The 24,630-nt window shown below is 58.7% G+C and carries 19 protein-coding genes and 3 pseudogenes; 8 read left to right on the top strand and 14 right to left on the bottom strand.

Features of this window, described 5'->3' with window-relative positions:
* Nucleotides 1-136 precede the first annotated feature (136 nt).
* On the bottom strand, nucleotides 137-1,897 hold the full coding sequence (locus tag CES87_RS00835) for a cation:proton antiporter (protein WP_128604554.1): 1,761 nt from the start codon (nucleotides 1,895-1,897) through the stop codon (nucleotides 137-139).
* 286 nt (nucleotides 1,898-2,183) lie between these two features.
* On the opposite strand from CES87_RS00835, the gene CES87_RS00830 reads away from it, so the two are divergent.
* Entirely contained in the window at nucleotides 2,184-2,666 is a 483-nt protein-coding gene (locus CES87_RS00830; protein ID WP_008064551.1) for an acyl-CoA thioesterase, read from the top strand.
* Between the two features lie 115 nt (nucleotides 2,667-2,781).
* Here CES87_RS00830 and pdxY read toward each other — a convergent pair whose 3' ends face one another.
* Nucleotides 2,782-3,654, bottom strand: coding sequence for a pyridoxal kinase PdxY (pdxY, locus tag CES87_RS00825; protein ID WP_128604553.1), 873 nt, complete (start codon nucleotides 3,652-3,654; stop codon nucleotides 2,782-2,784).
* A 119-nt stretch (nucleotides 3,655-3,773) separates the two neighbouring features.
* On the opposite strand from pdxY, the gene CES87_RS00820 reads away from it, so the two are divergent.
* Nucleotides 3,774-4,187 (top strand): DUF3301 domain-containing protein, encoded by a 414-nt coding sequence (locus tag CES87_RS00820; RefSeq protein WP_128604552.1) that lies wholly within the window; start codon nucleotides 3,774-3,776, stop codon nucleotides 4,185-4,187.
* A 13-nt stretch (nucleotides 4,188-4,200) separates the two neighbouring features.
* On the opposite strand, the pseudogene CES87_RS00815 reads toward CES87_RS00820, so the two are convergent.
* Nucleotides 4,201-5,165: pseudogene (locus CES87_RS00815) on the bottom strand (GTP-binding protein).
* A 25-nt stretch (nucleotides 5,166-5,190) separates the two neighbouring features.
* Between CES87_RS00815 and CES87_RS00810 the strand changes: the two are divergent.
* Entirely contained in the window at nucleotides 5,191-5,547 is a 357-nt protein-coding gene (locus CES87_RS00810) for an NADH:ubiquinone oxidoreductase (RefSeq protein WP_128604551.1), read from the top strand.
* A gap of 24 nt (nucleotides 5,548-5,571) precedes the next feature.
* On the opposite strand, the gene zigA is transcribed toward CES87_RS00810, so the two are convergent.
* Complete coding sequence (zigA, locus tag CES87_RS00805; protein WP_128604550.1) at nucleotides 5,572-6,777, bottom strand: zinc metallochaperone GTPase ZigA; 1,206 nt, start codon at nucleotides 6,775-6,777, stop codon at nucleotides 5,572-5,574.
* Nucleotides 6,778-6,937: 160 nt separating this feature from the next.
* Here zigA and CES87_RS00800 point away from each other — a divergent pair.
* Both CES87_RS00800 and CES87_RS00795 read left to right on the top strand, forming a co-directional pair.
* Nucleotides 6,938-7,144 (top strand): annotated as a pseudogene (locus tag CES87_RS00800) (GTP cyclohydrolase, FolE2/MptA family); the annotation flags it as partial.
* 148 nt (nucleotides 7,145-7,292) lie between these two features.
* Entirely contained in the window at nucleotides 7,293-8,225 is a 933-nt protein-coding gene (locus CES87_RS00795) for a His/Gly/Thr/Pro-type tRNA ligase C-terminal domain-containing protein (protein ID WP_128604549.1), read from the top strand.
* A gap of 31 nt (nucleotides 8,226-8,256) precedes the next feature.
* On the opposite strand, the gene CES87_RS00790 is transcribed toward CES87_RS00795, so the two are convergent.
* A complete protein-coding gene (locus CES87_RS00790; RefSeq protein ID WP_128604992.1) occupies nucleotides 8,257-8,778 on the bottom strand; it encodes a DUF3617 domain-containing protein in 522 nt (173 codons plus the stop codon).
* A 27-nt stretch (nucleotides 8,779-8,805) separates the two neighbouring features.
* Between CES87_RS00790 and CES87_RS34110 the strand changes: the two are divergent.
* Both CES87_RS34110 and cls read left to right on the top strand, forming a co-directional pair.
* Nucleotides 8,806-8,886 (top strand): annotated as a pseudogene (locus CES87_RS34110) (CRISPR-associated DxTHG motif protein); the annotation flags it as partial.
* 24 nt (nucleotides 8,887-8,910) lie between these two features.
* Entirely contained in the window at nucleotides 8,911-10,350 is a 1,440-nt protein-coding gene (gene cls, locus CES87_RS00780) for a cardiolipin synthase (RefSeq protein ID WP_128604548.1), read from the top strand.
* 21 nt (nucleotides 10,351-10,371) lie between these two features.
* Here the strand turns inward: cls and cfaB are convergent, their stop codons facing one another.
* The 6 genes from cfaB to CES87_RS00750 form a co-directional block, all read right to left on the bottom strand.
* A complete protein-coding gene (gene cfaB, locus CES87_RS00775; RefSeq protein WP_128604547.1) occupies nucleotides 10,372-11,559 on the bottom strand; it encodes a C17 cyclopropane fatty acid synthase CfaB in 1,188 nt (395 codons plus the stop codon).
* Nucleotides 11,560-11,747: 188 nt separating this feature from the next.
* Nucleotides 11,748-13,658, bottom strand: a complete 1,911-nt coding sequence (locus tag CES87_RS00770) for a cation-translocating P-type ATPase (protein ID WP_128604546.1) — start codon at nucleotides 13,656-13,658, stop codon at nucleotides 11,748-11,750.
* Entirely contained in the window at nucleotides 13,655-14,713 is a 1,059-nt protein-coding gene (gene hflK / locus CES87_RS00765) for a protease modulator HflK (protein WP_128604545.1), read from the bottom strand. The genes CES87_RS00770 and hflK (CES87_RS00765) overlap by 4 nt, the downstream gene beginning before the upstream one ends.
* On the bottom strand, nucleotides 14,710-15,753 hold the full coding sequence (hflC, locus tag CES87_RS00760; protein WP_128604544.1) for a protease modulator HflC: 1,044 nt from the start codon (nucleotides 15,751-15,753) through the stop codon (nucleotides 14,710-14,712). The genes hflK (CES87_RS00765) and hflC overlap by 4 nt, the downstream gene beginning before the upstream one ends.
* Nucleotides 15,750-16,799 carry a protease modulator HflK gene (hflK, locus tag CES87_RS34105; RefSeq protein ID WP_371858170.1) on the bottom strand — a complete coding sequence of 350 codons (1,050 nt, stop codon included), beginning with the start codon at nucleotides 16,797-16,799 and terminating at the stop codon, nucleotides 15,750-15,752. The genes hflC and hflK (CES87_RS34105) overlap by 4 nt, the downstream gene beginning before the upstream one ends.
* Nucleotides 16,800-17,976: 1,177 nt before the next feature.
* Nucleotides 17,977-18,453: an Lrp/AsnC family transcriptional regulator gene (locus CES87_RS00750; RefSeq protein WP_128604543.1), complete on the bottom strand. Its 477-nt coding sequence runs from the start codon at nucleotides 18,451-18,453 to the stop codon at nucleotides 17,977-17,979.
* Between the two features lie 146 nt (nucleotides 18,454-18,599).
* Between CES87_RS00750 and CES87_RS00745 the strand changes: the two genes are divergently transcribed.
* Entirely contained in the window at nucleotides 18,600-19,229 is a 630-nt protein-coding gene (locus CES87_RS00745) for a LysE family translocator (RefSeq protein ID WP_128604542.1), read from the top strand.
* A gap of 2 nt (nucleotides 19,230-19,231) precedes the next feature.
* Here CES87_RS00745 and CES87_RS00740 read toward each other — a convergent pair whose 3' ends face one another.
* The 3 genes from CES87_RS00740 to CES87_RS00730 form a co-directional block, all read right to left on the bottom strand.
* Nucleotides 19,232-21,349 carry a hypothetical protein gene (locus tag CES87_RS00740; protein WP_128604541.1) on the bottom strand — a complete coding sequence of 706 codons (2,118 nt, stop codon included), beginning with the start codon at nucleotides 21,347-21,349 and terminating at the stop codon, nucleotides 19,232-19,234.
* Entirely contained in the window at nucleotides 21,336-22,532 is a 1,197-nt protein-coding gene (locus tag CES87_RS00735; protein WP_128604540.1) for a DUF3142 domain-containing protein, read from the bottom strand. Before CES87_RS00735 ends, CES87_RS00740 begins: the two co-directional genes overlap by 14 nt.
* A gap of 62 nt (nucleotides 22,533-22,594) precedes the next feature.
* Nucleotides 22,595-24,625, bottom strand: a complete 2,031-nt coding sequence (locus tag CES87_RS00730) for a pyridoxamine 5'-phosphate oxidase family protein (protein WP_128604539.1) — start codon at nucleotides 24,623-24,625, stop codon at nucleotides 22,595-22,597.
* Nucleotides 24,626-24,630 lie beyond the last annotated feature (5 nt).

The raw sequence follows: 24,630 nt of genomic DNA, 5'->3' as shown, positions 1-24,630 counted from the left end.
GTAGCAGCTGGCGCAGCCTGCGTCCGGCTGCGCAGCAGTCGTTAGCCCTGACGACGGCGTTTTACCTAACTAATTCATTGCCTGAATCACGACTGTTGCGCAGCCGGACGCAGCCTTCGGCAGCTGCTACAGGTCACTACCCTGGCGAATCCTTGTGGTTGTCCAGGGTATCGAGCAAAGCCACCTGCATGCGCGTGTGGACGCGGATGAACCAGCGCCACAGCAGCGCAGCCACGGCGGCCGCCACCACGGCGATCAGCATCAGCAACTTGTTGGTCGGCAGAATACTGGCCGACAAGGCTGCCAATAGCAGGAAAATCACCAACAGCGAGAGAATCGGGATCACTTCGGAGATCACCCGGCGCAATCGCTGCGTGTGGCGCCCGGCCATCTCCGGCTTCACTCCCATTTCCGCCAGCAATATCGACAGCGCCTTGAGCTTGCGATAGGCGGCAATCAAAAACGGCAGCGACACCAGCAGTGCCCCGCCCCAGATCAACGCTTTCTGCCAACCAGGGTCGCTGATCCAGTCTTGCAGGTAGGCCGAGATGCGTTCTGCGAAGTACGCCCCGGCGAAGAAAATCGCTATTACCAGCGCCAGATTGACCCCCACTTGCAGCAAAATCCGCCGAATCATTGACGCCAGCAATGCGCCTTCGCCCCGCGGCTGGATGCTGCGCAGCCATTCGCCATACATCCCCAGCACTCTGACCAGACGTTGCGGCATCGCCGCGGATAACTTGATCGACAATGGATCGGCAGCACGGATCAGATACGGCGTCAGCAGCGTTGTGATCACCGAAACAGCCACGGCCACCGGATAAAGGAAGTTACTGGTGACCTGCAGCGTCATACCCAACGAAGCAATGATGAAAGAGAATTCGCCGATCTGCGAAAGACCCATCCCGACGCGTAGTGAGGTGCGTCCGTCATTGCCCGCGATAAAGGCACCGAGACCGCAGGACAGCATCTTGCCGAGCACTACCGCCACCGTGATCACCGCGATGGGCCAGGCGTATTGCAGCAGGATCATCGGATCGAGCATCAGCCCGATCGCCACGAAGAAAATGGCACTGAACAAGTCGCGAACCGGTTCGATCAGGCGCTCGATTTTCAGCAGCTGCCGGGATTCGGCCATGATCGCGCCAATCAGGAACGCGCCGAGCACCATGCTGTATTCGAGCTTGACCACCAGCAGGCAGAAGCCAAAACACAGGCCCAGCACTGTAATCAGTAGCATTTCGTTGCTTTCGAACCTGGCCACGTAGGCCAGCAATCGCGGCACCAACAAAATGCCGATCACCAGTGCGACGATCATGAACAGCGAGAGCTTGCCGACCGTGGAAAACACTTCGCCTGAGCTGACCGTACCGCTGACCGCGATGCTCGACAGCAAGGCGATGATGCCGATGCCAAGGATGTCTTCAACAATCAACACACCGAAAATCAGCTGCGCAAAGCGCTGGTTTTTCATCTTCAGATCGTTGAGCGCCTTGACGATGATGGTCGTCGAAGAAATCGCCAGGATCGCGCCAAGAAACAGCGAATCCATGGTGTTCCAGTCGAACCAGCGACCGATTTCGTAGCCAATCCAGATCATCAGCACGATTTCCAGGAACGCCGCGATAAAAGCCGTGGCACCTACCTTGAACAACTTGCGCAGGCTGAATTCCAGGCCCAGGCAGAACATCAGGAAAATCACCCCGAGTTCCGCCAGGGTCTTGATGGTTTCTTCATCGTGAATCAGGCCGAACGGCGGAGTATGCGGGCCAATGATGAAACCGGCCACGATGTAGCCCAGAACCACCGGCTGTTTGAAGCGGTGGAAAAGCACGGTCACCACGCCTGCGACCAACATGATCACTGCCAGATCCTGAATGAAACTGATGGCATGCATGGTGTGGGCTCCTTGGGTGACAATGCTCAAGCACCAGACGCGGGAAACGTCCGTTCGAGCAAAGTAAAAAATCAACTTTCCGTGTAGGAATTTTCCAACTTAAGCGGGCTTTGGCAGGGTAACACCGCGACTTAAAGCAGAAAGGCGGTGCAATATATGGAAACAGATCGATCCGGCGTGACGGCTGCTTCTCGCCCAGCGTCCCGATAACTGTTGTTTTGAAAAAACCATGCAGGCACCCGCAGAGGTGCGTCCCTCAAACCTTGCCTTGATCCGTGAGAACGCTATGGAACCCGGAAACGCCCAACTGTCGATGACAGTATTGATGACTCCCGACATGGCCAACTTCTCTGGCAATGTTCACGGCGGTACCCTGCTCAAGTACCTCGACGAAGTCGCTTACGCTTGCGCCAGCCGTTATGCCGGTCGCTACGTGGTGACCCTGTCGGTGGACCAGGTGATTTTCCGTGAGCCGATTCATGTCGGCGAACTTGTGACCTTTCTTGCTTCGGTCAACTACACCGGGAACACTTCAATGGAGGTGGGTATCAAGGTGGTGACCGAGAACATCCGCGAGCGCTCGGTGCGTCATACCAATAGCTGCTTTTTCACCATGGTCGCGGTGGATGACCAGCGTAAACCCGCGCCGGTACCGCCACTGCAACCGGAAAACAGCGAAGACAAGCGCCGCTATATGCAGGCCCAGCAACGTCGTCAAATTCGCCAGGAGCTGGAAAAGCGGTATCAGGAAATCAAGGGCGACGCCTGACGTATTCAGCCTGTAGATCGCCTTCGCGGGCAAGCCTCGCTCCTACAGTATTGAGTCGCACACATAACATACGAACGACTCAATACTGTAGGAGCGAGGCTTGCCCGCGAAGCTGTTAAAGGCTGATCGAGGTCGCCTCGAATCGCACCCGAGGATGGGCGATCCGGTCCTGCGCCCGCACCAGCTCCAGCTCGTAGCTGGCGCAGGCCTGGGTTTCCAGCAACACCTCATGCACCGCCGACGCAGCGAATTCGAAAGCGGCCACCAGGCTGTCGCCCAGCAGTACGCGCGCCAGAAACAGCCCGGAAGTCAGGTCGCCAACGCCCACCGGCTGACGCGGAAACGCCAGCAGCGGACGTTGCAGATGCCAACTACCCTCGGCCGTCACCAGCAACATCTCGAAGACGTCCGGTGTTTTGCCTGGATAGTCCAGATGCTTGATCAGCACCGCTTTCGGTCCACGCGCCAGCAGCGCCCGCGCCATCGCCAGGCAATCGAACAGCGACTGCGGCTTGCGCCCCGAGAAGCTGTCGAGCTCCAGTTGATTCGGGCACATGAAGTCGGCCACGGCGGCTGCCTCTTCAAGCAGGAAATCGCTGACTTCCGCAGGCACGCTGCAGCCCTTCTCCGGATGGCCCATCACCGGGTCACACAGGTACAGCGCTTTGGGATTCATCGACTTGATCCGCGCAACACCCGTGAGGATAGCCCGGCCCTGGGCCGCGCTACCGAGGTAACCCGACAACACCGCATCGCAATTACCCAGCTCGCCAATTGCCGCGATACCTTCCACCAGATCAGGGATCTGATGCGGAGCCAACACCTCGCCGGCCCACTGGCCGTACTGGGTATGGTTGGAAAATTGCACGGTGTTGAGCGGCCAGACATTCACCCCGACCCGCTGCATCGGGAAAACCGCGGCACTGTTGCCAGCGTGACCGAACACCACGTGGGACTGGATAGCGAGCAGATGGGGTGTACGTTTCATGCGGTGAGTTTCCGTAAAACGATTGAAATTCGAGCGGCGCAGTATGCGACTAAACGCAGCCTATACGACAGACCGGCGACGCAGTTAAGCTGACACTATCTTGTTGGAGCGCCCTGTTGATGCTGACCCTAGGAAATATTTTCGTGCTGATGCTACTCGCTACCGCGGGCGCCTGGCTGTGGCACAACCACGGGTTGCGCGAACGTGCGCTTGAGCGGGTCAAGCAACATTGCAGCAACGTCGGCATCGAGTTGCTGGATGGTAACGTTGCGTTTAAAAAAATCGCGTTTATCAAGGATGCCCGTGGTCGGCGGCGCCTGGCCCGTGTGTATAACTTTGAATTCACCGTGACTGGCGAAACCCGTCATAACGGCACCATCACCCAGTTCGGCGCCCACAGTGCGCAAATCGAACTGGCGCCCTACCCGATGCCGTTCGACGACACCCCTCCGGTAGTCGACGTGGTCAAGCCCAGCGCCCAGGTGATCGAGTTGAGCCATTGGCGGCAGGAACACAACAAGTGGCGGCCATGAGGCTGGGATCTTTTTAACCTGACCGGCAGTCAGCTAGACCACTTTGTAGGGCTTCAACCTCCTGCGCCTCACTGAAAATCAGTTCAATCCGCGAATCCTGCCGCCACTCACTCGGCTGCCATTCCAGCACCGAGTTATCCACTGCATTCACCGACGCCCAACCCTCGACGCTGTGGATAACCAGCTTTGCGCGCAGCCAGGCAAGGCTCGCAAGCCACTGACTGACCAGCGTCACATCGAATGTCTGGCTCGGATGCCAGCGCCAGCCAATGCTCCAGCCGCCCTCCTGTTCCTGACTCAAACAAATCGGCAGCGCCGGATCAGTCCAGATCACGGGCATCTGGGCCAGTCTTTTGGGCACCACAAAGTTATCCACACCTGCCACCGCCTGAGCCAAAAGACCGGGTAATTCGCTTAACGGCATCACCGCCTGCTGCGTCCAGTACAGCGGACGAGCGGGCAATTGCGCGGCGAGGCGCTGGCGATCGACCTCATCAAGGTTTTCCGATTTGTTCATCAGCAGCAGCCCAGCGCTACCCAGTGCTTGCTGTTGCGCCTGCGGTAGTGCCTTGCCAGCGGCGAGCGCCTGGGCATCCAGCACCAGTACGCAAGGCAGTACACTCAGTACACCTTGCCACGGCGCTTCACCCAGCTGCTTGAGCAACTGCGCCGGATGCCCCAGCCCGGACGGCTCGATGAACAGGCGATCCGGCCGCGCCTTGCGCAGCAATCGGCCCAGCCCGATCTGAAACGGCGCGCCGTTGACGCAACACAAACAGCCCCCGGCCACTTCACCCAGTGCGATACCATCGGCATCGCGGTCAGCAATGCGGCATCGATGCCGATCTGGCCGAACTCGTTGATCAACACCGCCCAGCGTTCACCGTCCGGGCGTTGGGCCAGCAAGTGCTTGATCAGGCTGGTCTTGCCAGCCCCTAACGGACCGGCGATGACGTGGGTGGGAATGTTCTGCAACATGATCAAAGTTTCTGAGGAGGTAAGGATGCGGTGGATGGGATGGTCATTACTGCTGACGCTTGCGTGCGGCGAGGCGCTGGCCCAGGCCTGCGTCGTCCACAGCCAGGCGGAACGGCTCGATGTGAAAGTCTGCCAGCAGAACCGCAACATCCCGGAAAAACTGTTCGCCGATGGTTTCTGCCAGCCAACCCTGGCCGGGCAGAAAGTCGAAGTGCAGTACGTCGACCAATGCCCCGGCGGAGCGTTCGGCGTATGCAGCAACGCCCAAGTCGCCAATATGCCTTACCGGCAAGATATTCACTATTACGGCGTTGCCACGGATGCGGCGTATCTGAAGCCGTTCTGCGAAGCCCAGAGCCAGGGAACCTGGCTCAAGCCCTGAGACCCCAGGTCAACCCGCGGAAGATCAGGCGGCCTCATCAAACCAGGGGCCGAACGGATCCGGCAGCAATTGCCAGCCCTCTACACCCAATGCCATTTCATCATCGTTCAGCAGGCAAGCATCTAACTCGGCGATGAGTTGCGCAAAATCGATGTCCTGGCCGATGAACACCAGTTCCTGGCGGCAATCCCCGGAATCAGCGGCCCAGTTTTTTATAATGGCGGCGGTGCTGTCCTCGTCCTGCGGCCACTGATTCTTCGGCACAAATCGCCACCAGCGCCCGGCATAACCATGACGCATCAGCCCGCCGGCCTGAGACCAGCTGCCGGCGTCCATGTGTTTGCTCGCCAGCCAGAAAAAGCCCTTGGAGCGCAGCAGCTTGCCGTTGGGCCACGGACGGTCGATGAAGTTGAAGAAACGCTGCGGATGGAAGGGTCGGCGCGCACGATAGGCGCCTGAAGCGATGCCGTACTCTTCAGTTTCCGGTACTTGTTCGCCACGCAATTCCTGCAACCAGCCTGGAGCCTGCGCAGCTTTCTCGAAGTTGAAGCGACCGGTGTTGAGGATCTTCTCCAGCGGCACTTCGCCCATGACCATCGGAATGATTTCCGCCTGTGCGTTGAGTCGCTGGAGGATCGCCATCAGCTCCTGACGTTCTCGGCTGCTGATCAAGTCGATCTTGCTGATCAGGATGACGTCGGCGAATTCGATCTGCTCGATCAACAGATCGGTGATCGCGCGTTCGTCCTCCTCGCCGAGTGTTTCGCCACGGGAAGCAAGGCTCTCGGCAGCTTGGTAGTCGAGCAGGAAATTCATGCCGTCGACTACGGTCACCATGGTGTCGAGCCGGGCGATGTCGGTGAGGCTCTGACCATTTTCGTCGCGAAAAGTAAACGTCTCCGCCACTGGTAACGGTTCGGAAATACCCGTGGATTCGATCAATAAATAATCAAATCGACCATCCTGGGCAAGCTTGCTCACTTCCTCCAGCAGGTCCTCGCGCAGAGTGCAGCAGATGCAGCCATTGCTCATTTCCACGAGTTTTTCTTCTGCTCGATTGAGGCTGACATCGCGCTGGACTTCACTGCCGTCGATGTTGATTTCACTCATATCGTTGACGATGACAGCAACCCGCAGATTATTACGATTACGTAGTATGTAATTAAGAAGTGTACTTTTTCCCGCACCAAGAAAGCCTGACAGGACAGTAACAGGAAGGCGTTTTGGCATCATATATTCCTCACCGGGTGCCCGGTCAAATGGTCGGGCTTTAGCTTATGTTATGGTATAACAACACAATACAGCCATCCTCTCTTGCCCACAATCACAAAGGGCCCGATGCTGGAGGCCCTCGTGCAGGTGAGTGATGCGATGCGTAATGCCCTGAAAACTAAAAAGGCCGGCGCTGATAAGTCCATTGGCCGGCTGGAAAACTTATCCCGTCAGCATCGAAGCGCGCTTTAAAAACGCAATGTTCCACGTGGAACTAAAAATCGCGGTGCCTTATTCCTCGACGTGGCCCTGTTCGGCGGCGCTTTCCCGGCAGCTGATTAGCAGCGAGTACGTTCACCGGGTTGTTCGAATACAACCTCAATACCCTGTACGACGCTTTGAGCAAGCCTTGATCCGAGCCTCGTAGATTTTTGAAGACGTGCCACGACAAACGTCTACATGGCAACGACGAGCGTTTACCTCTAATGTTTATGCGCTAGCGCGTGTGATCGATGCATTGGAGAACAATAACCATGATCCAGATCACCCTGCCCGATGGTTCTATGCGTGAATACGATCAACCGCTTTCCGTACATGAGGTTGCCGCGAGTATTGGTCCCGGGCTGGCCAACGCAGCGGTAGCGGGTCGCGTGGACGGCGTGTTGGTGGACTGCGAGTTCATGATCAGGTCCAGTGCAAGGGTCAACATCGTGACCCCGCAAGAACCCGACGGACTTGAGATCCTGCGTCGCTCCTGTTCGCTGATGCTGGCTATGGCGGTCAAGCAACTCCACGCCCATGCGCAATTGCGAACGAGCTCGGCACTGGGTGACGGGTTCTATTGCGAGTTTGCAGTCGAGCGCCCTCTGACCGCGACTGATCTGCCCCTGATCGAAACTCGCATGCAATCGCTGGCGGCGACCAACCATTCAATACGGCACCAGAAGGATTCCTCGTTAACGCCTGCCGACAATCAGTCGCTGTATCGCCTGGGGGACACCGAGTATTTGACGACTGGCCCCCATGTCCCCACGACCAGGGTGCTGCAGGCATTTGCCCTCGATCACATCAGCGGGACCTTGCAACAACGCATCTACGGTACGTGTTGGTCCAGCCATCAGGAACTGCAGCAGTCGCGCCTGCCACCCCAAGTGGTCGTCGTAAGCATGGATGACCGTCAGACGACCTATGCACACGCGGTCACTGAGCGCCTTCGCCGCAATGGCGTGCGCGCCCTCGCGGATCTGCGTAACGAGAAAGTCCGTCACAAGATTCGTCATCACAGTCAGACGGTGCCGTACCTGGTGGTGGTCGGTGAGAAGGAACAGGCTGGCGAGTTTGTAAGTGTCCGCAGTCGCTGCGGGGAGGATTTCGGCAGGATGGGGGTTGAGGCGGTGTGTGATTGGTTGGGTCAGGTGGACCGCGTTGTGGCATTCGCCAGCAAGCCGGCTCCTACAGATACGTGAGACCGTAGGAGCTGGCTTGCCCGCGAAGCTTTTAAGCTCTTGGCTTAACTGTGCCGCAATCCTGCCCCAACCACACGGCGCGACTCTCGAGGCTGCCCTTCTGCTGAATGCCAGTGGCATTGAACGTGCCGTTGACCTTGGTGGTGAACTCACGGTCACTGAGGAAAGTGGCCACGCCCGCGCCCTGCGCTTTCGGACAACTGAAGCGGAATTTCCACTGGTTACCGGTGCGATCGGTGATTTGCTGCTTGCAGCCCGATTGCGGGTCCGTCAGCGGAATATCGTCGGTCTTGACCTGCTCTGGTGTCAGGCATGCGCGAATCCCTTTACCGCCCATAGTGATGCCCTGTTTTTCCAGCTGCGCACGCTGCTCAGGGGTCATCTGGCTTTGTATTTGACCGAGGATCAGTTGCAGATCCGGCAGGTTCTGTTCATCGACCTTCATGTTGCTGGTAGTCAATTCCCACAAACCTGGTTGAAGCATCTGCGCCTGAGCAGCCACAGGAAGTGCCAAACCCAGCGTAATGGCCAAACCCAGCAGACGAAAGTTCATCATGTAACTCCTGATCAATAGTGGCCGTTAGACGTCAGCCATGGGCTTCGGTTCATGGGCCAATTAAATAGCGACATTCTGCCCGGAACATGGTCTGTTAAGCATTGAATCTTCAGGAGCAAGGCTGCCCCCATGGATTATTTTGGACCACATATTTTCGGCTATGTAATAGCACTGCTGCACTCGTTGGGCTTGATCGCAGCAATCCATGCCGTGTTGACCGTTCGAACCGCCCAAGGCTCGATCGCCTGGGCCCTGTCGTTGCTGTTCATGCCCTACCTGACACTCATTCCCTACCTGGTGTTCGGCCGCAGTACCTTCGACGGTTACATCAAGGCCCGTCGCCAGGCTAACGAAGAAATGCGCAAGGCCATCTCCGAGCTCAATTGGCGGCCGTGGGTAGAAGAGGCGCTCACCGCTCGCGCTTCCAGTGCCTATGAATCGCTCCGGGCGATGCCGAAGCTGGGGCGCATGCCATGCCTTGCAAACAATGAGGTGCGACTGCTGATCAATGGCCGGGCCACCTTCGATGCGATTTTTAACGCCATCAGCCATGCCAGGGAAGCAGTACTGATCCAATTCTTCATCATTCATGACGATCGCCTCGGCCAGCGCCTGCATAAACTGTTGCTGGAGAAAGCCGCCGAAGGCGTGGCGATTTATCTGCTCTACGACCGGATCGGCAGCCATTCTCTGCCCAACAGTTATGTGCAGGCACTGCGTGATGGCGGCATCGAGGTCAAAGCCTTTGCGACGCGCAGCGGCTGGCTCAATCGCTTCCAGATCAACTTCCGAAATCACCGCAAGATCGTGGTGGTCGACGGCATTCTCGGTTTCGTCGGCGGACACAACGTGGGCGACGAATACATGGGTGAGAAACCCCCTCTGGCGCCGTGGCGAGATACCCATGTGCAAGTACGCGGACCGGTGGTGGCCTGCATGCAGGAATCCTTCGCGGAAGACTGGTTCTGGGCGGCACGTTCGTTACCGCCGCTGATCCTGCCGCAGGTGTACCCGGCCGACGGCGTACTGTGCCAAATGCTCGCCAGTGGACCGGCGGATTCCTACGAGACCTGTTCACTGTTCTTCGTCGAAGCCATCCACGCCGCGACCGAACGGGTGTGGATCACCAGCCCGTATTTCATCCCCGACGAAGCGGTATTCGCTGCATTGCGCCTAGCGGTATTGCGCGGGGTCGATGTGCGGATTCTACTGCCGTCACGGCCCGATCACCGAGTCGTCTACGCGGCCTCCAGCCTCTATGCCTTCGAAGCAGTGCGCGCGGGCGTGCGGGTGTTCCGCTACGAACCCGGCTTCCTGCATCAGAAAGTGGTGTTGATCGACAGCGAAATCAGTGCCATTGGCAGTGCCAACATGGACAACCGTTCGTTCCGTTTGAATTTCGAAGTGATGTTGCTGACCGTCGACAACGTGTTTGCTGCCAAGGTGGAAGAGATGCTCAACGATGACTTCGCCCAAGCCCACGAAATAGCCAAAGAAGAAAGCCGGGAGACCCGCCGCCTGCAACAGGTCGGCATGCGGATCGCCCGGCTTATTTCGCCAATTCTTTAATGCGTGTCTGGATACGGGACACTAAGGGTTGTAAATGTCGTCCCGCGTCCATGGCAGTTCATGGCTGCCATCGGGGTGCGCCTTTACCGCAAGGATCTGGTGCAGATTGATCCAGCCCCTGGCGAAACCATAGGCGCAACCCGCCAGATACAAGCGCCAGATCCGCAACGCTTGTTCCGGCACGAGTTTCCCGGCGGCTTCAAGGTTGTCTTCCAGGCGTTCGCTCCAATGATCCAGGGTGCGTGCGTAGTGCAGCCGCAAGCTTTCGACATCGACGATCTCAAGCCCTGCTTCGCTGATCTGGGCAGAGATCATCGATAGGTGCGGTAACTCGCCATTGGGGAACACGTACCTCTCGATGAACTCACCGGCACCGCGTCCCACTGGACGGCCATCGGTGTGTTTGGCGGTGATCCCGTGGTTCATCACCAGGCCGCCCTCTCTAACCGCGCCGAACAGGGTTTTGCAGTACTCGGCTAGATTCGCGTGACCGACGTGTTCGAACATTCCAACGCTGACCACTTTGTCGAAGCGACCGTCCTGTGGCAGGTCGCGGTAGTCGAGCAGTTGCAGCTCGACAAGGTCCTCCAGACCTTCTTCCTCAACACGCTCCCGGGCCAGGGCCAGTTGCTCTTTACTCAGGGTAATGCCGAACACTTTTGCGCCGAACTCACGGGCCGCGTAGCGCGCCAATCCGCCCCAACCGCAGCCGACATCCAGTAAATAGTCGCTTGGTTGCAGGCGCAACTTGCGACACAAATGGCGGAACTTGGCTTGTTGAGCCTGCTCAAGGGTTTCACTGCCGGTCTCGAAATACGCACAGGAGTAAGCCATATCGCTGTCGAGCCACAGCTGATAAAAGTCATTGGAAAGGTCGTAGTGATACGAGATCGCTTTGGCGTCGGTTTCCTTGTCATGGGCGGTGCGCAGCTTATCCCCGCCGTCATCGTCCTCCAGCAAGGCCTGGATCAATTCATCGCAGACACGGATCATGTCGTTAATGGAGCCTTCCAGCTCAAGTTTGCCTTCGACAAACGCCGCGCCCAGCGCATCGAGACTGGGATGCATCAACTGGGTAACCATTTGTGGGTCCTTGACCACAATCGTGACGCTGGGCGTCGGCCCCAGATTGAATTCATGGCCGTCCCAGAGTCGCAGGCGAAGCGGTAAATGCAGATTCTGTAAGGCCGGTGGAAGTTGCGCGAGCATGGATAATCCCCTTGTTTCAGACGTCTGCTGTGAGGTTAGACCAACTTTGAAAAATAGCCGCCTATCGATTTAATAGCGGATTCTATAAGGCTGGCGCACCGTACAAAGCCTCGTGAACTCACAGAAATGATCGCTCTTACCCTAGATGACTCCAGATTCGGTGCACAGTTCTGTGAATCTCTATTCTCTCAAACATCGTCCTTGAGCTTGAGTAGAGGCTCTTGAAACCGCAGCAGACGTCCGGCATTACCCAACACCAATAATGTGCTGAGGTTATGCAGCAACGCCGCAATCATCGCCCCTGCCGCGCCAAGCCAGCCGAACGCGGCGAAAGCAACGATTGCCAGGGTCCAACCCAGACCAATGATGACGTTGACCTGCAAGGTTTGCCGGCATTGACGACTCAAGCGCACGCATGTCCCGAGGCGGCGCAAGTCGCTGCCGATCAACACGATGTCGGCCGAAGCCAGAGCGATATCCGCCCCGCCGGCCCCCATCGCCACGCCGACTACTCCGGCCTTGAGGGCCAACGAATCGTTGATGCCATCCCCGACCACCATAGGCCGAAAACCATTACCGATTTCTTTCAACACACGGTTGAGCTTGTCCTCGGGCAAAGCCTGCGCCTCGACATCACGGATGCCGACATCCCTCGCCAACGTATGCGCGACGCTTTGCCGGTCACCGGTGAGCAACAGTTGCCGCCCCAATCCGAGGTCGCGCAACTCGTTCAGAGCAAACCTGGCTTCTGGTTTCACGCTGTCAGCCAGCAGCAGCCAGGCGAGGAATTCACCGTTTAGCGCCAGCCCGGCAATCGGGCCGTCGTGTTCGGGAATGGCTGAGGTATTTATGCCCAATTGAGCGAACAATTCCGGTCGACCGAGCGCAGCCTCGCCCTGCTCCGTCATGGCCACTACCCCCAAACCCTGACGCTCATGAATATCCGTGAGCAACAAAAAATGCTCCTGTGTCACCAGCCCGGCCAGCGCTCGACTGACCGGATGGCTGCTGGCGGAACCGAGGCTGGCGGCGAGTTTCAGGACATGAGTGCGATCCTCCAACGGACTGTCGATGGACTGCAGACGCAAGGTGCCGAAGGTCAGTGTTCCGGTCTTGTCGACCACTAGCGAGGTCAGGTCTGCCAGCTCTTCAAGAAACGCTGAACTGCGGATCAGAATCCCATGTCGCGCAGCGACCGCTACTCCGGCAATGGCTGTTGCCGGCGCTGACAACACCAGCGCACAAGGACACGCCGCCACCAAAACTGCGAGCATGGCCTGGGCGTCGTTGGTGATGAACCAGGTCACCGCGGCCAGTAGCAATACCAGCACCATGTAGCTTCCGGCGTAGCGCTCCAACAACCGCGTGATCGGCGGTTTGGAACGCTCCGCGTTTTGCATCAGCGCGATGACTTTGCCGAGGGTCGATTCGTGGCCGGTACGCGTCACTTCGATTCGTAACAGGCCATCGAGATTGATTGCCCCACCAAACACCGGCATACCGACGCCCGCCTCAACAGGTACTGATTCCCCGGTAATCGAGGCCGTGTCCAGGCTCGCCTGACCCGACAGCACCCGACCATCCGCCGGAACCCGATCACCGGCGCGCACTTCCACCCGGTCACCAGACTTGAGCGTGCCGTTGTCGACTTCGACGATGGAACCGTCTGCCTGAACTTTTCGCGCGTTGCTGCGCGTCAATTTACCGAGCGCGTGAATGGCTTCCTGCGAACCGATCACACTGCGCTCTTCCAGTACGTGGCCGAAGATCATGATGATCGGCAAAAAGGCAGCCGTCAGTAGATCGCCGGTTGCCCAGGCACCGAGCATGGCCAGCGCGATCAATTGATCGGTGATGCCGTGCAGGCTTGGATAACGCAGGCTGTACCACGCCGAACGCATGACCGGCACGGCCACCAACACAGAAGCGAAACCCAACAACAATTGACTGACACCGGTCTGCTCAGGCGAAACCCAGCGCCAAACCAGACCAAGTACCAGCAAACCGAGGGCAAGCATCGCCAAGGTCAATTGGCGGGCGGCGCTGCGTTGTTCGGACGATGACAACATGCTCGTTGCAGCGGCGGTTTGGGCAGTCATTGTGCAGCTCCCTGAATGATCAGGCGGGAATCGTCTTTCGGATCAACCGTGGTCACGGAACCCGCCTGACCAAGAATCTTCGGCATCCGCTCGCGGTAGATTCGCAGCAGCATTTGTGGATCGGTGCCCTGTTGTTGTGCCTTCGCCAGGCTCAACACAGTGGCCGTGTCAGCAGAGGCTTTGGCCAACCGCTCACTCGCCTGTGCGTGGGCAACTTGCAGTGTGCGGTCGGCTTGCTCGTTGGCAGTCTGGGTCAACTTCTCGGCGTCAGTTCGTGCGTTGGCCACGACCTTGTCGGCTTGCTGACTGGCAGTCAGCACGGCATTGAAGGCGTTCACCGCAGGGCCGGGCAAACTTGATTGCACATCGACCCGCGCCACTTCAATCCCCAACCCTAGCCCGGTCGCAGTCAATTCGGCCAGTCGTTGGTTGATGCCTTGCACCAGGTCACCGCGTAAGCGTTCGCGCCTTTCGGCAGCCTTGTTATCGGCGCCGATCAACTCCGGTCGCGCAACCAGAATAGTGTCCAGGTCACGCGCCGCCGTCAGTGCTACTGCGCTGCGGGTGACGAGCCGATCCAGCGCTGGCAACACATGCTCACCTTGCAGCACGAAGGCATAGGGCTCGGTGACTTTATAGAACACCCGAACATCGAGTTGCACCACACCGGCATCACCGGTCAGCAGGTAACCTGAGCCCGCCAACGCATCACTGATCGGCGTGGCAAAACTGGCCACGCGATCGGCCTGCAACGCCACATCAGTGCGCAGCAGATTTTCTACTCGACGCTCGATCACCCGATCCGCTGCCGGCAACAAAATGACCTGTTCAAACGGTCGCGGCCAGGCCAACAGCAGCCCGGCGTTCTGGATGCGATCCAGGGCGCCAAAATGTAAAACCACCGCGCGATTTTGCGGATCAATCTGCCGCACATTAGAGAACGCCCACGCCAATGCGGCTAACACTGTAACCGCGTACAACGCGAGAAAGGCCAGGCGCCCGGCCTGAATCCAGGGGCTGCTCAATTCATTTGTTCCACGTGGAACCAAACTCATGGCTGTGATCCGGATTTGTTTTCGAGGCTCGGCGGACCGTCAACCAGCACGCGGAATGGCGCGGCGTCGGTGCGCAGAATCAGTTTCGTCCCCGGCGTGACCACCGTGCCCAAGGTATCGAGTGAGCGCAACAGGTTGTAAAGCTGCGGCGAACCCGCGTATGCACGGCCGTAAATCTGCGCGGCTTCGACCCGGGATTGCGCTTCGATGTCAGCCGCTTTCACCGTGGCATCGGCTTGCACGATTCGCGCATCACGTTCGGCGGCGGAGCGAATTTGCGCCGCTTCACGCTTGCCGATGGCGGTGCGTTCGATGGCGATGGTTTCACGCTCGGCGCGCATACGATCAACCGTCGCGGTGAGGGTTACCGATGGCAAGGTCAAACGCTCGATACCGACTTGTAAAACCCGTACACCATAAGTAGTCAGCAACTGCTGGTCGATTTGTTGACGCAGCTGCGCTTCGAAATCGGCGATGTGCACCTGGTTGGCATCGGTGTTCACTAGATTGGCCAGATCGAAACTGCTGGCTGTGGTTTCCAGCGCCGAGCCGACAAAAGTGCGAATTTGCCGTGCGGCTTCGTCCGGCTGATTTTGCACGGCGCGCATAAAGCGCTGCACATTGTCCGGATCACCCTGCACCTGCCAGGCCACATAAGCTTGAACGATGATGCGCAGACCGTCTCGCGTACCCACATCCTGCAAACCGCTGGACGTGGTGCGCAACCGCAGATCAACCGGGATTGCCGCCTCGAACGGCGCAGGCCAGCGCCAGCCAAGACCCGGTTCCAGCAACACTCGCGACGGATTGCCGAACCGTGTGATCACTGTGGCCTCCCCTGACCTCACCTGCACCAGGCTCGCTGCGGCAATGGCGAACGCCACCAGTAACGCCGCCCACCCCATGCGCCGCCAGGGAAACGGACCGGCCTCTTGTGGGTCACCGTGATGGTGATGGTGATGACCGTGATGATGATGCCCGCCATGGCCGTGATCGTGGCCGGCATGATCATCGTGGTTGTGGGTGTGCGACTGGCTCAATGGGTAGCTCCTGGCTGAGCGGTTTGACGCGACGGCGCAGGATCAGCCGGCAACGTGAACGTACGCAGGTCAATGGTCGGCGCATTGTTGCTGCCGCCCAGACGATGATCGAGTACCAGTAGCTTGGCATTCGCCAGCCCCTGGGAAAGTTGACTGAGGTATTGCTCCAGTACGAAGGCTTGTCCGGCGCTGGCGTAAGCCTTTTGCTCGGCGCTGAATTTGAGGTCGGCGGCTTGCGCACCCGCGTTGATTTCACGAGCGCTGGCCGTTGCTTGATCGCGGGCGATGCTGGCCTGCAACTGTGCCTGATTGGTGGCTTCAGCGGCTGCTCCGCGTTCACGAGCGATCAATGCCTGCGCCCCAATCTGCGCCGCTTGCACACCGTGATAGGCATTGGCGGCACCGGCTGGTGGGTGAATCGCTTCGACCACCGTGGCGAGAATTTCTACGCCGCTGTCGAGTTTCTTAAGGTCTGCCTGCACCGCGCGGCCGATCTCTTCGGCAAGCCCTACCCGGTCTTCGCCGAGCAAACCGTCCAGAGTCCGCGAAGCAAAGTCGTGGACCAGAATTCGACTGGCAGTGCTGCGAATCAGCGTTGGTACGTCCGCACTGTTGTAAGTCGCCGCCAGTGCTGACTGATCGCTCAGGCCGATGCGATAGACGAAGCGCACGTCCATGTTGACGATCTGAAAGCTCTGCTTGTCGGCACGGCTGCTGGCGATCACTTGGGATTTATCGTTCACATGACTCGCATCCCATAACCGGTTGGCCGTGATCGGCGCGGGACCTTCAGCGGGCTCGGCCTGCAACACCACCGGGGTTTCGCCGACACTGGTGGCCAACTCGTGCACCACCCCGTTTTCGACACTCAGCACCCGACCCAACGGCCAGGGCAAACCGGCGTGCAAACCCGGTCCGAACACTGCTACCGGTTTGCCGAATCGCTCGTAAATGCCACGCCCTTGCAGTGGTATTTCATGGATGCCGGTGAGTGACCAACCGACAAAAGCAACTGCCCCCAGCACCGGTAGAAACGCGCGGCGCATGTAAGTGAAGGCCCAGATCTGCCGCAGGTCGATGCCGAAGCGGTTGTGCAATTCGTGCTGCAACGCCAGCAACGGCTGCGGTGGCCAGCGCAGCATGTCAGCGACAAAACTGCGCGCCAGCAATGTCGGTTCAAGTTGTTCGCGGCGGGGACTGAACAAAGACAGCACGGCGCGCAGCAGCAGTTCGATTGCGACCAGCCCCGGCAGCAGCCCGATCAGTACCGCCAGACGCACAGGCCACACCGAGGTTTCACTGCCGAACAACAGGCACAATGCGCCAAGCACCAGACTGATGATCGCTACTCGAATCAGTTGCGCCAGCGCTCCGGCTTCGGGCCACTGAGCGGTGTTTTCCTGAGCCAGTTGACGCTCCAGCACCAGTAAACCGAACCCCAACAACAGCGCCAGTGCCGCGCCGACAGTGGCCGACAATCCCAGCGCGGCGGGCGGCAAGCCAAGGTTCCATATCTGCTCAACGCATAGCAGCGCCAGCAATGCCCAACCACCAAGCCACAGTGTCGGCGCACCGATTTGCTTAAGTAGGTTCACCCATCGCTGGCCAATGCGATGCAGTAGTCGTTCGTACCAGCCAACCGGGGATTCTATTTCTTCAGCTACGGCCGCCGTCACCGCGGGATTCATCGCCCGCGCCCGCCATTGCGTCACCCACCAGGCGGATTGCAAACCCGCAACCATCACCAGCAACGCAGCGCCTTGATTGAACAACAACGCCGGCCAAAGGGATTGCGGCGCAAACAGTCCGACAAAGAATCCCAGCACCAACCCCATTGCCGCCAGCGCACCAAGTCCGATGGCGAACTGACGCAATCGCCGCCCTTGAAAAACCGCCTGCTGAAAGCGCGGTAGCCCCGCTACCTGCGCCCCATCCACATCGAGATCGACTTGCATACCACCCCAGTGCTCAATTTTGCTCACATGGCAATTCGTTACGATATAACGAAAACGATGAAATTTTCATACTCATTTGCGCTATCTAAAGATGCGAAACCTGTCACTTACCTGAAGCCTTGACCGAAATGCGCAATTACGCATATATTATGTTCGTAATTTTTTCTAGGTAATCTTTTACCCTCGCTATCTCGAGCGTCAGTGAAATGATTGGCGAGTATTGCGTGGCCATGGAATTCAGCGCCAGCGCCAAAGCGTAGGAACGATCTTAGTTGGCTGGCAAATGCCCCAAAGGCAATACCCCAGGCGCCTTCACCGTATGAATCGCAAAGTTGCTACGGATATCGCTCACCCCCGGCAGCTTGAGCAAGCATCCCGTGAGAAACCGGTCATAAGCGCGCAGGTCAGGCACCACTACTTGCAGCAGAAAATCCGATTCCCCTGACACCAGAAACGCCGAAACCACCTCGGGCAACGCCGTCACCGCCAGGCGAAAGGCCTCGGCTTGTTCATCGTTATGGCGCTCGACCCTGACGCCGACAAACACGGTCAACCCCAGCCCGACTTCATCGCGATCCAGATTGGCCTGATAGCCACGAATCACCCCGGCTTCCTCCAGCATTCGCACTCGCCGCAAACAAGGTGACGCGGACAGACCGATCTCGTCAGCCAGTTGCACATTGCTCAGGCGACCGTCCCTTTGCAGCGCGGAAAGTATCTTGCGGTCGTAGGCATCGAGTTTCATGGTTTGGCAGATCCTGATGGTTTACTTGTCGTTTAGTAGCAGGTTATGCCAATGCGTTACGTATTTGAAGGTAACTACGCAAGCACCTGCCCCGCCCTTGCGCCCTAGACTGGCCCTACCGAATCGACAACGAATGGGGGTGCAACATGGCGGGACTCTGGCTGTTTTTCATGGCACTGGCGGTGGTATACCTGTTACCGGGACCCGACATGATCCTGCTGTTGCAGACCGGTGCCCGTCAGGGTAAAGGCGCGGCATTGGCCACTGCCGTGGGTTCGGCCATCGCCCGTGGTTGCCATGTCGCACTGGCGGCACTGGGCCTGGCGGCGCTGTTCAAGGCTGCGCCCTGGACCTTCGATGTGGTGCGTCTGGTCGGCGCCGCGTACCTGTTGTGGATTGGCATCCAGTGCCTTCGCACAACCATGCTGCCAACCTTGAACGGCTCAAACACAACCGGCGAAAAAACGCGCTATCAGGAAGCGATCCAGCGCGGTTTGCTGACCAACCTGCTCAACCCCAAAGCCTTGCTGTTCTGCTCGGTGCTGCTGCCACAGTTCATTGACCCACACGCAGGACCGGTGCTCGCGCAATTCGCCACCCTTGGCGTGATGTTGGTAACCGTGGGTTTGCTGTTCGACAGCGCTTACGCCCTGGCCGGCGCCGCGCTCGGGCGATGGTTGCAACGCAGTCCATCGGCCCAACGCTTGCAGCAATGGTTGTTCGGCAGTCTATTGATCGGCTTCGCGGTGCGGCTGACCTTTGTCCAACAGGCTTGAGATCACTGAGCCTTGCGGCGGCGGCGAACGATCACCAATAGCGTCGCTGCCGTAACTGCCAACACACTGCCTATCTGCAGCGCTATCTTGTACGGCCTTAGCGTTGAGCGAGCGGCGTCGGTGACCTGGGTGACATAGCGTTTGTTGGCATTCTGGAAGTCGGGATACGGGCACTGATGACCGAAATCCGCGGCCCACTCCACGTACGGGCCTTCTTTGATGTAACGCTGATAGAGCGCACTTTGCTCTTCAAGGTTGCTGTTCCACCCGGACGCTTCGCACAGCACTGCGGCAAACGCCTGACTGGTGTGGGGTAAATTGTCGGCGGCGCGACTGGCCAACGCCGTGGCGACAAACCGGTAGTGGTAACGTTGATCGGGTTGGGCGGCGCTGGCCTGCTGACGCTTCACCTCGTCCTCGGCCACCAGCGGCCCGACTTTCAGCTCAGTATTCTCAAGGCTGTAGTTACCGCCGAACGTGGCGTAATCCGGGGCAAGTTCATAGCCGAGGATATCCATCCCCCACTCGCGCGCCGTCCACGCTGCATTGAACAGTGCGGCAGCACGACGCGTCGGCCACCACGCCGAGTCGGCAGCCAGACGTTGCTGGCCATACAACCTGGCTTTGTTGCGCAAGCCGTCGTTATCGAAATAGTCAGTTGCCTCTTCATAGTGCCCTTCACGCAACAAGCGCCGCCCCAGCAAATTACGCAAACTCGCCGCCACCGGCAGAGGCACGTAATTATCACGTTCCTGTTGAGTCAGCGCCGGCGGTGCGGGCACTTGAGTATCGACATAATGCTTGAGCTCATCGAGCGTCAGCACCCGCTCGGCCACTGTCGCCGCATCGAACCAGTAGATGCCTTTGCTGCGATAGAGCTGATCGAAGGCTTGCAGGTAGTCGCCGCGTTGCAGGGCCAGAATCGCGCTTTCGCCTTCGACGCGACACTTGGGCTGAACCGATTCGAAATCCCAGTCCGGCGTGCGCCGCTCGCCCCAGGATTCATTCTGCGGGAAGGCCTGGGCCGCTTTTGCATACGCGGCGGCCGCCGTATTTTTATCGCCCTCGCGCACCGCCAGTTTGGCCCGCAGCCACCAAGCCAGGCCGCCATCACCGGCATGTTCGAGGAAGGCCTTGGCGCTGGCATAATCGCCCTGTTGATAATTCATCGCTGCCAGGCGATCGGCATTATCAAGACTGCCGCGGGTACTGCTTTGCAGAAGCTTGATCAATTTTTGTTCGTTTAACGGTTGATCACCGAATGACCAGCCCAGGCGGCTGATCAAGGAAGCCGTCACCAATTGCTGCACCGGTTTGCCCTTGAGCAACTCGGCCAGTTGATCGTCAGGCATCGCCGCCAGATCGGTCATCAACAGCTTCAACGATGTGTAGCCCACCGGCGAACCGTGCAGGTTTTGCGTGGCATAAAGTTCGATAGCGTGGTTCCAGTCACCCAACGTACGCGCCACTCGTGCCTCTTCGCCGAGGCTGGCGACGCCCAGTTCCAATGGATCACTGAAACCATCGATGCTCAGTTGCCGGGTTTGCTCGAAAGCCTTTGCAGACTGCGCCAGCAGGTCGGGACCCGCGCCCGCTTCCGAGCTCATAGCGAACAACGCCCGCCCCAATGAGTATGCCGCCCAGGTACTGCGCAACGCCCGTTGATCAGCCGGCAACACGAGTACTTTCTGGAAATATTCCGCCGCCAGACCATGATCATCGGTAGCAAACGCCACGGCTCCGGCCAGATAAAATCTGATCTCGGCGGGCAGATTCGAGCCTTGCGCTTCGACCTGATTGGCATTGGTCAGGCCACGCAGCTGTTTCACCAACGCTTGCTGCTCGGCGGTCAAACCGGTTTGCTCGGCTTGGCTGCGCTGTTCCGTATAATCGGGGCCGTCCATGCTGTAGACGGTTGCGCTGACGTTCTTCAGCCCGGTGATCGCCTGCCCCAAGCGTTTGACTTCGAAATTGAAGTTGCCCTCTGGTAGCTCCGCTAGCGACTGACTCCGGTTATCCAGCAGACGCATGGGAAAGTCGGGCCCGCACGCCAGCGCCGATCCCAGCGGCAAACTGAGGCTTAGACACAGCAGATGGCGCGTCCAGTTACGGGTGAACATTCGACTCTCCTTGATCAATTTTTGCGCAGCGTGCCCAACCGATTGCGCGCTGCCCTCCGGCCGCTATCCTACCTTCGCGCAGGCGGGTGAAGGTAAGCAGATCCGGAGCTTGTTGCAATGCATAACCGGCCAGCGCGTCGGCGCCCTCACAGCCTTGCGCCACCAACGTCAAGCGCTCGGGCCAGGCGTTGTCGAGATTGCCTTCGTTAAGAATGCCGATGTCATAGAGACCCTGCTGCGCCGAGAGTTTCAGCGTCAGGTTGCTGCGCAGAACATCACCACGCACCACCGCGCGCAAAGTGGTCAGGCTCCACGCGCGGCGGTCGTTGGCCAATGGCAGACGAAACCAGATCAGACCGGCCAGATGCGCCGGTGGATCAGCGCGCAATTCGGTGCCAAGCTGACTCAACTGCTGAGGATCGGCCAGTAGCTCCCGGCGTTTGCCATCGCGCTCGATGCGTATTTCGCTCTCCACGAGTGGCGCACCGTTGTCGTTGTCTAACAACGCCACGCCATAGGCCGGCAGTGCCAGATAAAAGGGTTTAGTGGTGATGCGGCTCCAGGACTTCACCCACTGCCGTGCCTGATCCGGATCGAACAAACCACGACGCGGATCGCTCACCGCGTGAACCTGCAACACGCTGCTGTCGACTGTGGATAACAGCGCTGGCAATTCGGAACTGTCGAGCCAAGCCGGTAATGCAGTGATACTCAAAGGCAAAGAGGCCGGCAGAACTGCGCGCAGGTGCGTGAGAAATTCGCGGTAGGTCGAGAGCCGAGCGTTACCCGCATCATGGTCGATTTCCACGCCGGCAAGGCTCAGACCTTGCGCTTGCCAATCGATGATCACCTGCTGAATCTGCATCGTGACCTCGTCCTGATTCAGCGACTTGAGCTGACCATCAAGCCGAATTACCGCAATCAACGGGCGGCCATCACGCTTCAGCATCACCGGATCAATCCGCGCCCGATTCCAGCCCTTTTGGGGGAACGCTTGCAATGCCAACACGCGCAAGGTGGAGAAATCGGCGCGACTGTCCGTCAACGCGGCGTCATGATCCCGCGTCCATTGCCTTTGCCAGACGTAGAGTTGCTGATCGAGCGGTGGTACATCTTGTCGTTCGCAACCATTGAGCAGCGTCAATGCAGTAAACAACACCAACAGGCGCAGGAAAAAATACATAAAGCTCCATGAAGTTAAATCAAATCCTTGTAGCAGCTGCCGAAGGCTGCGTTCGGCAGCTGCTACAGGTCAAGGACCAAAGGCTGCGCTCCTTGGGCCGGAATCGCACAGCAAATCAGCACATGTCCTTGATCCGGCACCTCCGCTGGTGGCTGTGGATAATTCACCTGTCCGCTGATCAGGCGCGTCTTGCAGGTCCCGCAGGAGCCACCGCGGCAACTGAATTCCGGGTGCAGGCCACGGCTTTCCGCCAGCTCAAGCAAACTGCCGCCATCGGGTTGCCAGCGCGCCTCCTTGGCCGAGCGCTGAAACACCACCGGCACCGAGGTGGTAGCGGCTGGCGGTTGCTCTATGACCACCGCATCGGGGTCCGGACGCCGACGCAACGTTGATGGGCCGAAGGTTTCGGCGTGAATCCGCGCATCGCGAATGTCCAGTTCCCGCAGACCGTCGTACAACCCCTGGGTAAAACTGCTCGGACCGCAGAGCACAAAATCCACCTGATCGTAGTCCTCAGCCTCAATCAGGTCTTTGAGCAGCGCGACATCAATCCGCCCGGTCAAATCAAAATCCTCACCCTGCCGCGCCTCCGGCTCCGGTTGGCTGAGAATTCGCACCACCCTGACCGCGTCACCGGCATCGTCGAGCAGGCGATTCAATTCAGGACGAAACACCTGATCGGCCAACGTTCGCGAACTCTGAAGGAACAAGGTCGGACGGATACGGCGGGTGCGCAATCCTTGATAAACCACCTCACGCAGCATCGACAGCAACGGCGTAATGCCGACCCCGGCAGCCAGAAGCACTAGTGGCCGACGCTCATGGGGCGCCACTGTGAAGTGCCCTTGAGGAGCGCGCGCTTCCAACAGATCACCAACGCGAATCTGCTCATGTAGGTGCGAAGACACTCGCCCGTCACGCTTCACGCTGATACGGAAGAAATCGTCGGACGGCGCGCTCGACAGGCTGTAGGTGCGGATATGCACTTCGCCGTCAATGTGGAATCGCAAGGGTAAATGCTGCCCGGCCTGGAACAAGGGCAGCCCGGCGCCGTCGGCAGGCTCCAGATAAATCGAACGGATGTTATGGCTTTGCGCTTCGATGCGCGCCACCCGCAGCGGCCGCCACTGATCGCCCAGTGCCTTTGCCTGCAGACGAGCTTTGGCTTGCGCCCAAGTGCCGGTCAACAAACTGGTGGGTGACACGCCATCGAACCGCCACCGCAATGCAAGAGCAGCAGGACGACGCACTACGTGTTCCACGTGGAACATCCACAGGCGCTCGGCACCCTGAAATGCCTCGACCTGCGGCCCTTCAAGGATAATTTCGGTGTGGCCGCTCAGTTGCAGGAGGTCGCCCGAATTGAAATCGATGAACAACAAACCCGCCCGAGGATTGACCAGCAGGTTGCCCAGCGTGTTGAAAAACAGGTTGCCGGCGAAATCCGGAATGGTCAGCCGATTCCCTTCCACTTGTACGAAACCTGTCTGGCCACCCCGGTGGGAAACATCCACCGAACGTTCGCCATCGACATCCACGTAACTGGCAACAAAGAATGTGTCTGCCTCGTCGATCACGGCTTTCGCTGCTTCATCCAGTTCATTGAGATGCTGAGCGATACGCGTCGCCGGGTTCGCCAGCGGCACCGTACGAAACTGGCGCAATTGGATGTATTGGGGGCAATTGCCGTAGGACTGATCCACCGTCACTGCGAATCCGTTGGCCGACACGCCACCGACCCGCCCATTGATCCGGTTGCGACGCCGGGAGTGCAGTTCGATTCCCAGAAGGCCGATCGCCGCACCATCGCACAATTGCGCCGGGTCGTCGGCAGCCGGCAGGCTATTGAATTGCAATAGACCTGGTTCGGGCGAGTGAGCGAAGCCCGGCTCACCTTGCAGCACACTGGCCCACGGATGACCGTCAGCATCGACCGCCCCGTACAGCATGAATGGCAGTTGCTGATAGAAGGTGCGGTGCTGATCCGGCATCTCGCTGCGAATCACCCTACGACCAAGCACATCCATTCGCTCATCAACGCCTACATGAGCCTGCAACTGTTTCTCGCCGGCATGCCACGGTGAACGGTCCATTACGG

This window comes from Pseudomonas sp. ERMR1:02 (genome assembly GCF_002277815.1).
GTDB lineage: Bacteria > Pseudomonadota > Gammaproteobacteria > Pseudomonadales > Pseudomonadaceae > Aquipseudomonas.
The sequence above is the reverse complement of the archived record's forward strand: the minus strand, read 5'-3'. Positions and strand labels throughout refer to the sequence as shown.